Source organism: Lactiplantibacillus herbarum, from assembly GCF_001039045.1.
Lineage (GTDB): Bacteria > Bacillota > Bacilli > Lactobacillales > Lactobacillaceae > Lactiplantibacillus > Lactiplantibacillus herbarum.
In genome coordinates this window covers 3257-16079 of the sequence record NZ_LFEE01000004.1, presented here as the reverse complement: position 1 = coordinate 16079, position 12823 = coordinate 3257, and the positions used below count along the sequence as shown (strand labels likewise).

At 43.9% G+C, this 12823-nt stretch carries 10 protein-coding genes and 1 pseudogene; 3 read left to right on the top strand and 8 right to left on the bottom strand.

Annotated features, from left to right (window positions below; translation table 11 throughout):
• Window positions 1–87: 87 nt before the first annotated feature.
• The 3 genes from ACG95_RS01645 to ACG95_RS01635 form a co-directional block, all read right to left on the bottom strand.
• Complete coding sequence (locus ACG95_RS01645) at window positions 88–1698, bottom strand: CTP synthase (protein WP_047998835.1); 1611 nt, start codon at window positions 1696–1698, stop codon at window positions 88–90.
• A 178-nt stretch (window positions 1699–1876) separates the two neighbouring features.
• The gene (rpoE, locus tag ACG95_RS01640) at window positions 1877–2494 is read right to left on the bottom strand and encodes a DNA-directed RNA polymerase subunit delta (protein WP_047998834.1); all 618 of its coding nucleotides are present in this window, start codon (window positions 2492–2494) and stop codon (window positions 1877–1879) included.
• Between the two features lie 44 nt (window positions 2495–2538).
• A complete protein-coding gene (locus tag ACG95_RS01635; protein ID WP_047998833.1) occupies window positions 2539–2979 on the bottom strand; it encodes a YwiB family protein in 441 nt (146 codons plus the stop codon).
• 275 nt (window positions 2980–3254) lie between these two features.
• Between ACG95_RS01635 and ACG95_RS01630 the strand changes: the two genes are divergently transcribed.
• Genes ACG95_RS01630 through yidA form a run of 3 tightly spaced genes read left to right on the top strand, consistent with a single transcriptional unit; the run spans window position 3255 to window position 6259 of the window.
• Window positions 3255–4061 carry a lipoate--protein ligase family protein gene (locus tag ACG95_RS01630; RefSeq protein ID WP_053072630.1) on the top strand — a complete coding sequence of 269 codons (807 nt, stop codon included), beginning with the start codon at window positions 3255–3257 and terminating at the stop codon, window positions 4059–4061.
• 17 nt (window positions 4062–4078) lie between these two features.
• Window positions 4079–5431 (top strand): HD domain-containing protein, encoded by a 1353-nt coding sequence (locus ACG95_RS01625; protein WP_047998832.1) that lies wholly within the window; start codon window positions 4079–4081, stop codon window positions 5429–5431.
• Between the two features lie 18 nt (window positions 5432–5449).
• Window positions 5450–6259 (top strand): sugar-phosphatase, encoded by an 810-nt coding sequence (gene yidA, locus ACG95_RS01620; RefSeq protein ID WP_047998831.1) that lies wholly within the window; start codon window positions 5450–5452, stop codon window positions 6257–6259.
• Between the two features lie 251 nt (window positions 6260–6510).
• Here the strand turns inward: yidA and ACG95_RS01615 are convergent, their stop codons facing one another.
• The 5 genes and pseudogenes from ACG95_RS01615 to purR all read right to left on the bottom strand — a co-directional run bounded on the left by ACG95_RS01615 (window position 6511) and on the right by purR (window position 12611).
• Entirely contained in the window at window positions 6511–7479 is a 969-nt protein-coding gene (locus ACG95_RS01615; protein ID WP_047998830.1) for a hypothetical protein, read from the bottom strand.
• Between the two features lie 85 nt (window positions 7480–7564).
• On the bottom strand, window positions 7565–8587 hold the full coding sequence (locus tag ACG95_RS01610) for a YdcF family protein (RefSeq protein WP_047998829.1): 1023 nt from the start codon (window positions 8585–8587) through the stop codon (window positions 7565–7567).
• A 151-nt stretch (window positions 8588–8738) separates the two neighbouring features.
• Window positions 8739–9718: pseudogene (locus ACG95_RS01605) on the bottom strand (ribose-phosphate diphosphokinase).
• 605 nt (window positions 9719–10323) lie between these two features.
• Window positions 10324–11706, bottom strand: coding sequence for a bifunctional UDP-N-acetylglucosamine diphosphorylase/glucosamine-1-phosphate N-acetyltransferase GlmU (gene glmU, locus ACG95_RS01600; protein WP_047998828.1), 1383 nt, complete (start codon window positions 11704–11706; stop codon window positions 10324–10326).
• A gap of 68 nt (window positions 11707–11774) precedes the next feature.
• A complete protein-coding gene (gene purR / locus ACG95_RS01595; protein ID WP_047998827.1) occupies window positions 11775–12611 on the bottom strand; it encodes a pur operon repressor in 837 nt (278 codons plus the stop codon).
• Window positions 12612–12823: the final 212 nt, after the last annotated feature.

Below are 12823 nucleotides of genomic sequence, written 5' to 3'. Positions count from 1 at the left end.
TTACTTGATCCAGATTAGGTTCTCTTATTCAGAGGCTACTAAAAAACACCCAGGCAAGATAGCCTAGGTGCTTCGTCAATCAATTATCTATTTAGCTTTACCAGTCTGGTTAGCCGCATCGATGAAAGCCTTGAATAAACCTTCTGGACGGTTAGGACGTGATAAGAATTCTGGATGATACTGTGCAGCAACGAAGAACCGTTTTTCAGGTAATTCGATAACTTCAACTAAGCGGTTGTCTGGAGAAGTCCCTGAGAAGACCATCCCCTTGGCAGCCATTGCTTCGCGATACTTGTTATTGAATTCATAACGGTGACGGTGACGTTCCATCACAACTTCTTCGTTATGGTAAGCCTTAGCCGCAACCGTACCTGGCTTCAACTTACATGGGTAGGCACCCAAACGTTGGGTACCACCCATATCTTCAACATCTTCTTGATCAGCCATCAAATCAATAATGTTATCTGGCGTGTTAGGATCAATTTCAGCTGAGTTAGCATCCTTCAATCCAAGAACGTTGCGAGCAAATTCAACACTGGCCATCTGCATCCCTAAACAAATTCCCAAGAATGGAATATCGTTTTCACGGGCATATTGGATTGCCGTGATCTTACCTTCGATCCCACGGTCACCGAAACCACCTGGAACTAAGATACCATCAGCGTCGCCCATTAATTCTTCGACGTTTTCAGGAGTGACTTCTTCAGCAGAAATCTTCTTCAATTCAATTTCAGCATCATCCGTGTAACCAGCATGCTTCAATGATTCCGTAACTGAGATATACGCATCTTGTAACGCAACGTATTTCCCAACTAAGGCAATCTTGATCGTGCGTGAGAGGTTTTGAACGTGATGTTCTAATTCAACCCATTCGCTCATATCCGCTTTTGGTGCTTCTACGCCAAAATGATCCAGAACAATCTGGTCCATATTTTGTTTCTGCACGTTCAACGGAATTGAATAGATCGTCTTCACGTCTTGTGATTCAATAACAGCTTCTGGTTCAACGTCACAGAATGACGCAATCTTATTACGCATTTCGCGTGTGATTGATTGTTCAGTACGTACGACCAACATGTTTGGCTGAATCCCGTAACTACGCAATTCTTTAACAGAATGTTGCGTTGGTTTCGTCTTCATTTCACCAGCTGCCCGTAAGTATGGAATCAACGTGGTATGAATGTAAAAGACATTATCAGAACCTAAATCACTCTTCATCTGACGCAATGCTTCGATGAATGGTAATGATTCGATATCACCAACTGTCCCACCAATTTCAGTGATCACAATGTCAGAGTCCGTTGTTGTACCGGCCCGCATGATTTTTTCTTTAATCGCATTTGTGATATGTGGAATTACTTGAACAGTTGCCCCCAAGTAATCGCCCCGACGTTCTTTTTGCAGAACTTCTGAATAAATCTTACCCGTTGTAACATTCGAATATTTGTTTAAATTAATATCAATAAACCGTTCGTAATGTCCAAGGTCAAGGTCAGTTTCCGTCCCATCGTCCGTTACAAAGACTTCACCGTGTTGATAAGGACTCATCGTACCAGGATCAACGTTGATATAGGGATCAAACTTTTGAATCGTGACCTTCAAGCCCCGGTTCTTCAATAAACGCCCTAGTGAAGCAGCGACGATACCTTTACCAATGGATGACACAACGCCACCAGTTACAAAAATATATTTGGTCATGTGATAACTCCTTAAAGATTTATTTCGTGGGGTCGGCATTAATAATAAAGAAAACTCCCTATTTCAACAGAAATAGGGAGCTGATTACGATCGTTTGTCTCCGGCATTGCTACCAGAGAGCCCAATTAAGATAATACAAGGAGATTAACCTTTCGTCAAGGTAAAATTCTTGAAACCCTTATTTGTTTTCGTCGTCTTCTTCGTCATCGTAGTCGTCATCATCATCGTCATTTAACTCTGATAATTGGCCTTCGATACCGTCTGGCAAGGATTCGTCAGCGTCATCATCTGAATCATCAACACCGGCAAGTTCACTGTACTTACTGCTTGCTGAATCATCAGTATCGTCATCGCCGTCGTCTTCTTGATCGGTGTCATCTTCATAGTTATCATCATCTTCAGGATCATCGTCATCATAATCGATAACGTCATCATCATCCCCAGCATCGGCTAAGAAAGCATTAACCTTCTTACGCTTCTTGCGCTTTGGACGATCATCATCTTCGGCATCATCAGTATGAATGATAGCCTCGTCAATGGATTCGAATGGATACCATGCACGCAGGCCCCACATATTGTCACCGAGCGAAATGAAACTACCGTCAATGTTAAGATCGGTATAAAATTGTGATAAACGCTCCCGAATTTCTTCGTCGCTTTTACCTAGAAATGTTTGCACAGCGTTGGTTAAATCGGCAAATGCCATTGCATCGCCGTGTTGCGCTAAAATTGCGTGCGCAACCTCGATTAAAGATAATTCGGACTTTTTTTGTCCATCAAATTGTTTTAGTTCCAAACTGGTGCACGTCCTTTCCACAGTTTATATTACATAATACCAAATCAAGCGGTGAATTGCAATCGCAACTGGTAGTTACCTAGTAACTGTTCGCCTGCGTACAAGTCGTAGTCCACGTTGACCTCACCAGCGAATGGCCGCTCACGCAGTCGAACTTGTAACATCGGCGTTACCGTTTCTACTGGCAAGAGTCCCATTGGTGTTTGGTAGTGTGCCCGAATTCGTTTACCATTTGAAAAATGTAACCGCAAGCGATTCTCAGCATTGCGCGTCAGCACCACGTCACCGTTAGCCGCTAACTTGATGGTTACTGGAATTGGTTCTGGAGCCTCATCGCTGACCTCCTTGTAACGTAAGTAGAACACATCACCCATCTGCACTAACTGACCATCCACATCCAAGGCATAGTTAGCCGTTTCGCCATCTTGACGTGCTCGGGTTTCCAAGTGAATTGCCACCGGAACACCAGTCGTTAAATCATCCATGATTGGACCTCCCAAAGTATTATTATGCTATCCATAGTCACCTAGTACTTACTACTAGATTCGCCATTACGGCATTAAACCGTTTTGTCTTTCAAGTAATCTAACACGTCGTCACTATTCTAGCAGCCACATGGTCAAACTTCCCTTATGATTATAAGCTATCTGCGCCAAAATAACTAAAAATCGACCTACTACTGGATCAATCTGCGAAAGCGATTGATTTCGAGTATAATTAATGTGAGATTAACTAATTATCGCATTATGGGGTGACCGCTTTGACAAGACCAACCATCGCAACACTCAGCCAAAATTATTCTGCCGACGCCATGTTGGATAGCTTTGCCTATACAAACGCTTTACTCTGGCTAACCGCTGAACGGCAACAGCCACTCGTTCATTTCTGGCAACTATCAAAAACCGTCATTTTAGGCTTATTAGACCAACGTTTACCACAATTGTCTGCGGGACTAACAGATCTTAGAGACGCTGGCTATCACGTCATGGTCCGCAACTCTGGAGGCCTCGCAGTCGTTGCTGACACAGGGGTGCTCAACATCTCCTTATTCTTGCCAGCACAGCGGGACACTTATTCCATCACTGCAGCCTATCAGTTAATGGTCGATTACGTTCAAGCTGTCTGGCCAACATTAGCCATCGCAACCGGTGAAATCACTCGATCATACTGTCCTGGCGACTATGATCTAAGTGTCAATGGTCGCAAAATCGCCGGCATGTCGCAACGTCGGACCGCTAACGCTCTCGTCATCATGCTCTATGTTGGCGTCGACGGCGACCAGGCAGCTCGCGGTCAACTCATCCGTCAATTTTATCAAATAGGATTAGCCGGACATCATGATGACCGCTTCCCAAATATTGATCCAGATGTTATGACAACGGTCGCTACTGAATTAGGAACTTCCCAATCGATTGCTCAGGCCAAGCAACGCTTTATGGCAGTTTTACAAAACTACGGTACACTTGATACAACGACATTATCACTAACAATCAAAGAACCTGAATTTCAGGCTCACTTAAATCAAGCTCATCAACAAATGCAACGTCGTCAACAACGACTGCAGTAATGAATGGAGGAATTGACTTGGTCTATAACCAGCAATTATTACCCATGGAAAAGGTCTTCCGCGACCCCGTCCATGACTACGTCTATATTCAACATCAAGTCATCCTTGACCTGATCAATACGTCTGAATTCCAACGATTACGCCGCATTAAACAACTCGGGACAACTTCCCTGACTTTCCACGGTGCGGAACATTCACGATTCGGCCACTGTCTAGGTGTCTACGAAATCACTCGCCGAATCTGCGACAATTTTGAACGTAACTATCCCACTAAAATACCTGGAGACGGTGGCTGGGATGATCAAGAACGACTAGTTGCATTATGTGCCGCCCTACTACACGATATTGGTCATGGCGCCTATTCACACACTTTCGAGCATATTTTTCACACGGATCACGAAGCCCTCACGGTTCAGATCCTGACGTCACCAGAAACTGAGGTGAATCAGGTTCTTCAGCAAGTCGCACCTGATTTTCCGGAACAAGTTGCGGCGGTTATTCAAAAAACTTATCCCAATCCCCAAGTTGTCCAGATGATCTCTAGTCAGATTGACGCTGACCGCATGGATTACTTGTTGCGTGACTCTTACTTCACGGGGACCAACTACGGTAACTTTGATTTGACCCGCATCCTACGCGTCATGCGTCCTTATCAAGGTGGCATCACATTCGCAATGGAAGGCATGCATGCAGTCGAGGATTATATCGTCAGTCGCTTCCAGATGTACATGCAGGTCTATTTCCACCCCGTTTCACGTTCCATGGAAGTTATTCTGGATCGGCTCTTAGAACGCGCTAACGACCTCTACCAGAGCCATGACGTGGATGCCGAAGCAACACCCGTCATGTTGTTGCCATTCTTCAATCACAACTTTACGTTACATGACTATTTGCGACTCGATGATGGCGTGCTCAACACCTACTTCAGCCACTGGCGGGACAGTAATGACAAAATCCTCGCCGACCTTGCGACCCGTTTTCTGGATCGTCGACCACTGAAGTCCGCCAAAGTCGATGAGTTGACCCAAACCTTAATTCCTGATTTACAACAATTAATCGAACTGGCCGGTTTTGATAGTCACTATTACACCGATACAAATGACAGCTACGACTTACCGTACGACGCCTATGATCCAAAGATGAAGAAACCTCGGACTCAGATCGAATTGATGCAAAAAGACGGCTCTTTAATCGAACTATCGACAGTCAGCGATCTCGTTCGAGCAATCACCGGTAAAGTTTCAGGTGATCAACGCTTCTTCTTCCCGAAAGAGATGCTCAGCAGTAACGCTGACAGTGACCTCTTTCAACCAATCTATCAAGAATTTCAGCAGTACATTTTAAATGATCGCCTGATCTTACCACACTAATCTTGGAGGAATCACAATATGTCAGTTAAGTTAATCGCCATCGATATGGATGGTACCCTGCTCAATGAACACAGCGAATTAAATCCAGCAACTATCCAAGCCGTCCACGATGCCAACGACCAAGGTATCAAAGTTGTCATTTGTACCGGCCGGCCACTCAGCGGGGTAACACCTTTCTTGAAACAGCTTGGTCTTAGCGGTGACGACAATTACGTCATCACATTTAACGGTTCGATGGTTCAAACCGTTCCTGGTAAGATCATTACCAGTTTGACGCTCACTCATAACGATTACATTGACGTTGAAACGCTCAGTCGCAAACTGGATGTCCCCTGCCACGTCGAAAGTGAAGATCACATCTATACCGCTAACCGTAACATCAGTCCTTACACGGTCGGTGAAAGCTCGCTCGTTAATATGCCAATCCGTTTCCGGACACCTGAAGAAATGCGTCCTGACTTACCAATCGTCAAGTGCATGTTCATCGACCATCCTAACTTGCTAGAAGATGCCATCAAAGCCTTACCAGCAGAATTTTCTGAACGGTTTTCAATCGTCCGGTCAGCACCCTACTTCTTAGAGTTCATGAATCCTGAAGCAAGCAAGGGCCGCGCCTTACAGACGTTGACTGAACACTTACAATTAACTGCTGACGAAGTAATGGCTATCGGAGATCAAGGTAACGACCTCAGCATGCTTCATTACGCAACCAATAGTGTTGCAATGGGCAATGGGATTCCCGAAGCTAAGAATATTGCTAAATACGAAACCAAAACAAACGTCAATGACGGGGTTGCCCACGCAATCAATACTTGGGCGCTCGCTTAATCAACACCAAGTATAACCGGCACCTAATTTAGAACTTCCTCACATACAAAAAGAAAGGAGCTGTGACAAAAGTCATAGCTCCTTTCTTTTTGTATACCGAACATTAATAGCCGAAACGTGCGACAAAAGCCAGTTGCTTCCGCTTAGCTACGAAAGCCAAACGATTGAAAAACACAATCATTCGTCTTCCTAGGCTATGCTCAGCAACTAACCGGCTTTTGTCCCACTCTCATTTTTTGAGACCATTGCCGTTATTCAAAACTACCCGTCGTCTCGTTTTCTTTCGTCACGTTACCACTATCTAGATAGAATCGGTACGTATCTGTCACCTTTTTAGCATCCGTACTACTAGAATTATCCGTCGCATAAATCGCGGTAATCTGATAATAGTCGGCCGTTTGCTTAGTGATATTGAATTCCGTATCCGCAGCAAAAGTCACGCCAGAAGCATCTTGAAATTGTTTAATAATCTCAGACGTCGTTAACTGCTGACTACTACTGCTGGTACTGTTAGCTGAACTCGTTGCTGACGAGCTGGTGCTATCACTACTTGCAGTTGCGGCACTACTACTTGATGATTGGCTACTAGTCGATGACTGACTAACAACCGTTGAACTGGCGCTACCAGAACTGGTTGATTGCGACGCCTCATAGTTCATAATGGCTTGTTTCATTGCCAAAGCTTTTTGCTGTAATTGTTTGATTACTGGGTGCGTTGCTTGAATCGCATCCAACTTATCGATATTCGTTTTTGCGTTGGTCAAGTCATGGACACTCAACTCATCGCGGGCAGTATTATAATACCCATTCGCTAACTTAACCGACTGATACTGCTTCACTAACTGCTTACGGGCAGTAATAAAAGTTGCATCGGTCGTTCCTTGATAGTTACTTAACGTTTCAAAGTAACCTTTGGCTAGATTAAGTTGATTTTTTTCAAGTGCACTCTCAGCTTGTTGGTAATATTTAAGCCCCGTTGCAAGATTTTTGACCGCCGTAGTGGGTGCAGCAGCCTGAGCTAATGTCTTACGGGCAGCAGCAATTTTTTGTTGCGTAATTTGCTGGTCAGCTTTGGCTAACACGGTTGTCGTACTATGATCGACAGTCGTGGCCGAACTTGCGGTTACGCCTCCGGTATTTTTGGTACAACCTGATAACGTGACTAATCCCAATAGAATTATCACGATCAGTGACCAAGGTGATCGATAGGCATGATCCACGGCAAACCCCTCCTTATTTAACACCCACTCATTATACCATTAATTCCCAATTGGCAATTTTCCAGCTATCGGAGCGTTACTATTGTTAAACCAACCGAACTAACACTGCGACGTACCAAGCCGTTAAACCCAGTACAGCCATGAGGTTCGACCACCGATACATCAGGATTAGCGCCAAGTATTCTCGAAACATCGCGAAAGGTAAGTAGTATAACGGTGTCCGGGAACTAATTCCCGTTAAATTCAGGTGCAACTGCCGAGCAAAAATATTTGCTCGCAAGACATGATAACCATTAGTAACGACGACTGCCTTGTAAAAAGGTCGCTTCCGCACAATCAAAGTATGCGAAAACTTCAAATTTTCAATCGTAGACGTCGACTGATCCTCTTCTTGAATCACATCGCGCGGAATGCCTAGGCTAACCAAGTATTGGCGCATTGACGTACTCTCAGCAATCACTTCATCACTACCTTGACCACCCGAAACGACAATCGTTACCGGTTGGTGATAACGGGTTCGCTGCGCCCGGTAAAACTTAGCAGCCGCCCGTAATCGATACGCTAACGTCCGGGTTGGGCGGCCATCTGGCATCAAACCAGCTCCTAACACGATGATGTGATCAATCTGCCGATGACGTCCGATTCTAGTTGTCATGCAAGCAATCAGATACGCCACAAAACTAAATGTAAAATAGCCGGTCAGCAATAATGACAATCCTAATAATTGCCATAACCGTTGTAAATGCCAAGACCAGAAATTAAGCCCTGATAATACCAGCATAGCAACTAACAAACCACCAACGATAGCTAGTAAACTGTAGTGAAACGCCCAGCCTTCCTTACGAATCAACCGATAGCTGTAGCGAACAAAACTAATACCAACTATCAGAATAATTACTGGCAATAAAACGTAAGCCAAGATTTTCATCGCAACAATCATGAATTGTAGCACCGGACTAGCGTGGGCACTAATATAGTGGAGACCAGTCAATGTAAAACCAATAATAGCAATTAAAAACAAGTGACCAGTCAACCAGTGGCGCCGATCTGCCAGCTGTAATGTGAGCCCGCTAACTAACGCTAAGCTCCCCCAATAAAACGAAATCATCGCAACACCCCCTTCAACTTCATCTAATCATTTTACCGCTTTAGACGAGTAATCGTCAGTTCCAGAACCAACAATCAAAAAAGCGAGCTCAGGATAACTATCCCAAGCTCGCTTATCTTTTAACTATTACTCAAACAACCGGATACCATAATTATTTTTCTTCGTTATGGAAACGATTCTTGAATAATGGACTAACTGGTTTATTTTCATGAATAAACTTAATGGCTTGACCCATTAATTGACCAACTGAAACTTGTTCGATCTTATCGATCTGTTTTGAAGCTGGTAATTCGATTGAATCAGTCACAACTAATTTCTTAATTGGTGTTTTTCAATTCGTTCGATAGCTGGACCTGAGAGTACTGGGTGAGTACAACTTGCGTACACTTCAGTAGCACCTGCATCCATCAATGCTTGGGCACCCAAGGTAATCGTACCGGCCGTATCGATCATGTCATCAATCATGATGGCACGTTTGCCCTTAACATCACCGATGATATTCATCACTTCAGCAACGTTGGCACGTGGCCGACGTTTGTCGATGATTGCAATTGGTGCCTTCAAGAATTCAGCCAATTTACGAGCCCGAGTCACCCCACCATGATCAGGTGACACAACCACGGCATTTTCATCTAAGTGGTGGGTCAGGAAGTAGTCAGCTAACAGTGGCGCACCCATCAAGTGATCCAATGGGATATCGAAGAAGCCTTGGATTTGAGCAGCATGTAAATCAAGTGCTAAAATCCGCGTTGCACCAGCTGTTTCCAGCATGTTAGCAACTAACTTAGCAGTAATTGGTTCGCGGGACCGTGCTTTACGATCCTGACGAGCATACCCGTAGTAAGGAATAACCACGTTGATGGTCTTGGCGCTTGCACGCCGTAATGCATCAATCATAATCAATAGTTCCATTAAATTATCATTAACGGGAGCGGAAGTTGATTGAATGATGTACACTTGGTCACCACGAATACTTTCCTCAATATTAATGCGAATTTCGCCATCGCTAAAGCGATCAACCGAGGTCTTACCTAACTCAACCCCAACAGAATCCGCAATCTTTTCTGCCAATGCTTTATTTGAATTCAAAGCAAAAATCTTTAACTTTGGATCAAAATACTGTTCTGACATAATTTCCTCCATTCGAAATTTATTACTTACTAAATAATAGGCATTTTGCTTGTGAAAATCAAGCCCCTATGCTTAGTCAAAATTGCGTGAGACTGGGCTGGAAGTGCGCCTTTTGGCAATTTGAACCCCCTTACACACTAAAAGATTAAAGTTTCGTGAGGTCAGCGATAAACCACTCATCGGGTCGATTATGATAATGTTAGCGTTATCTGCGGCAGTTCATTAAGCAGAACACGAACAACTGATCAACAAAATGTGATTGTTCAGAAAACTAAACTTCTTTTTATAGACGAAAAAACACATGACTGTATTTTCTAGCACAGTCATGTGTTTTAGGTTTAACTATTTTTTGAAACGTGTCCCATCAGGCAATTTGTTCCGCTTAACGCAGAAATCAGCGACCATTCCAAGCCCAGGAATAATCGCCAATTTCACGTTAATGCTCACAAACTAACCGCCTGCTGGTACACTCTTTTTTCGAAACGTGCACCACTAGGCAGAAACCTGCGCTTAGCTACACAAGACCAACGATTGGAAAAACCACCAATCATTGATCTTGTTAGGCTATGCTCAGTTTCTAAACGCCTAGTGGTGCACTCTTTTAATTACATATTTTCTGGTTCATGTGGCAACCGTTGCCAGAAGTCTGGTTTATTGGTTTGACGAGCCCGTGCAATTGCCATTTCGTGGAAATCCACGTTGTCAGTAATTGTCGAACCAGCCGCGATGAAGGAATGATCCGCTACTTCTACCGGTGCAATAATGTTTGAATTGCTACCGATAAAGGCTGAATCACCAACATTCGTATGGTGTTTATTGACGCCATCATAGTTGATGAAGACAACCCCACAACCAACGTTGATATCTTCACCCAGCGTTGCATCACCAACATAAGTCAAGTGACCTACCTTAGTTCGATTACCAATCTTAGCTTTCTTCACTTCCACAAAATTACCTAAGTGAACATGTTCGCCAATTTCAGCCTGTGGACGTAAGTGGCTATATGGTCCGATATTACTATCAGCATGCATGATTGAGTCTTCTAAGAAGGATGCCGTCACGTGGACGCGATCTTCAATCACCATGTCGTGAATTTCAGAATGGGCACCGATGAAACAATCTTCACCAATCGTGGTATGACCCTTGATCAAAACACCCGGTTCAACGATCGTGTCAGCGCCAATCTTTACGTCAGCATCAATGTAAGTGTCATCAGGATTGATGATTGAAACACCGTTAACCATGTGTTCCGCATTGATCCGTTGTTGCATGACCTTAGTCGCTTGTGCCAAAGCTGCCCGGGTATTTACACCCATGGATTCATCAAAATCGTCCATTTGGTAGGCTGCAATGACATCACCCTGTTGCTTCATGATCTGAATAACATCAGTCAGGTAATATTCACCCTGCGCGTTATTATTGGTTACCTGATGAAGGGCCGCAAATAACTTCCGGTTATCAAAACAGTAAACCCCAGTATTGATTTCATGGATTTTTTGTTCTTCTTCACTGGCATCTTTTTGTTCCACAATCTTTTCAACAATCCCTAAATGATTACGAACAACCCGTCCGTAACCTTGAGGATCTGGTGCTTTAGAGGTCAAAACTGTCCCAGAAGCACCTTTAGCTTGATGGTATTCAAATAATTCTTCAAACGTTTCAGCACGAAATAGTGGCGTATCACCACTAACGATCAGCGTCATCCCATCCGCATCTTTAAGTAATGCTTCAGATTGAAATACCGCGTGACCCGTACCGAGTTGTTCAGTCTGCACCGCATACTTCGTCCGGTCGCCTAACGCCTTTTCGACGTCTTCAGCACCATGCCCCACGATGGTAACAATGTTGGCCATATCAGTTGCTTCAACTTGCGTCAAAACGTGGTCAACCATTGACTTGCCACATACCTGATGTAGCACTTTGACTAACTTGGATTTCATCCGCGTCCCTTTACCAGCGGCCATGATGATTGCATTTTTGGTTGTCATTAACAATTACTCCTTAGTCTTCAGATAGTTCTATCATATCAAAAAATCAGTCTGGGTAGTATGCTTGCTTAAGATTCTGCGCCAAAAACGCGATCCAGATAATTCCCAGGGATAACTTTAATTTCTTTTTCACTGTCACTAACGTTCGTTACGCGTAATAAAGAGGTGTAGTCATCGATCAATCGGTTACCTACAAAACTAGCTTCTGCGAACACCGTAATCCCGACTAAGTTGGCGTCAAACTCTTCGATCAAGGTCTTCATCCCGTTAATCGTACCGCCGCCCTTCATGAAATCGTCGACGATCAACACGTTAGCGCCTTCCGTTAAGCTACGTTTAGATAATTCCATCTTCTTGATCCGTTCAGACGAACCGGATACGTAGTTAACACTGACAGTGGAACCTTCTGTAATCTTAGAGTCATTCCGAACGATCACAAACGGCACGTTTAAGTATGTCGCAACACTCTGAGCAATCGGAATTCCCTTAGTTGCCACCGTCATAACGGCATCGATTTTTTGATTCAAGTATTGCGTTGCAATCACGCGTCCAACTTGGCGCAAAATATCAGGTTGGCCTAAAATATCAGATAAGTAGATGTAGCCCCCTGGTAAGACACGACTCTTATCAGCAACCTTCGTGGTCATCTCATCGATAAATTCTTGGGCTTCTTCCTTCAGGATATATGGAATAAAGCGGGCCCCACCAGCAGCGCCTGGAATCGTTTCCAAAATCCCGGTTCCACGGGCTTGGAAGACCTTCTTTAAGATCGTTAAATCTTCACTGATCGACGACTTTGCAGACGCATACCGTTCTGCAAAGTATGTTAGTGAAACTAACGCGTGTGGCCTTTCTAACAAATAGCGCGTCATATCGATTAAACGTTCGCTTCTACGTACTTTCATAACTTACACCTCAACCTGAATCATCATTTTTAAAGTCTATGCAAAATGATAACACAAACGTTCGGGAATAGGCGAACTTTTTCGTATTTTTTTAGCGAACTATCGGAATTTCTTAATATTTTCGTTGAAATCACACTCCTACTCGCATTTTAGTGAGTAATTTGAGAACAATTAAAGAGTGTGTCACAAGGCGGTTAGTTTGCGAGCATTAA

Coding starts and splice junctions, on each gene's coding strand:
- ACG95_RS01645 (WP_047998835.1), bottom strand. CDS start 1,698: ATGACCAAATATATTTTTGTAACTGGTGGCGTTGTGTCATCCATTGGT.
- ACG95_RS01635 (WP_047998833.1), bottom strand. CDS start 2,979: ATGGATGATTTAACGACTGGTGTTCCGGTGGCAATTCACTTGGAAACC.
- yidA (WP_047998831.1), top strand. CDS start 5,450: ATGTCAGTTAAGTTAATCGCCATCGATATGGATGGTACCCTGCTCAAT.
- ACG95_RS01610 (WP_047998829.1), bottom strand. CDS start 8,587: ATGATTTCGTTTTATTGGGGGAGCTTAGCGTTAGTTAGCGGGCTCACA.
- glmU (WP_047998828.1), bottom strand. CDS start 11,706: ATGACAACCAAAAATGCAATCATCATGGCCGCTGGTAAAGGGACGCGG.
- purR (WP_047998827.1), bottom strand. CDS start 12,611: ATGAAAGTACGTAGAAGCGAACGTTTAATCGATATGACGCGCTATTTG.